General features: G+C 62.1%; 1 protein-coding gene. It reads left to right on the forward strand.

Features of this window, described 5'->3' with window-relative positions; translation table 11 throughout:
- A partial coding sequence (locus tag GON01_RS15465; RefSeq protein WP_181600261.1) for a right-handed parallel beta-helix repeat-containing protein occupies positions 1-638 on the forward strand: 638 nt, incomplete at both ends.

The following is a 638-nucleotide window of genomic DNA, read 5'->3' on the forward strand; positions in this document are numbered from 1 at the left end:
AATCCGGGCGCGGGCGCGCATTTCGACGGGCTCACCATCACCGGCTCGAAGAATGTGAGCCTGGTCGGCCTCGACCTCGGCCGCGCGCTGAACGCGGGCGAGGCCTATTACACCCAGCTCAACGCGATCTCCGGCTCGACCAACATCAGCCTGGACCGCGTGACGATCCACGGCTCGCAGGACGGCGATCCGACCAACGACGGCATGGGGCTGATGCTGCGCAACAATGCCGGCTTCAGCATCACCAACTCGACCTTCACCGACCTGCATCGCGGCATCGTCGCCCAGAGCTCGACCAACACCACCATCCAGGACAACAGCATCACCCGGATCCAGTCCGACGGCATCATCTCGATCGCCAATGACGGGCTGTCGATCCAGGGCAACCACCTCGGCGATTTCCGCCCGGTGCTCGGCGACCATGCCGATGCGATCCAGTTCTGGAACACCGGCCAGACCAAGGGCCAGTCGAACATCACGATCAAGGACAATGTGATCTTCCAGACCTATTTCAGCGGCGTCGAGGGCACCGGCATCCAGGGGATCTTCATCTCCGACCCGCTGAGCTACGGCTATCAGAACGTCCTGATCCAGAACAACGCGATCTACGCCAACGATGCCTATCACGGCATCTTCGT

This window comes from Sphingomonas horti, assembly GCF_009753715.1.
Lineage (GTDB): Bacteria > Pseudomonadota > Alphaproteobacteria > Sphingomonadales > Sphingomonadaceae > Sphingomonas_B > Sphingomonas_B horti.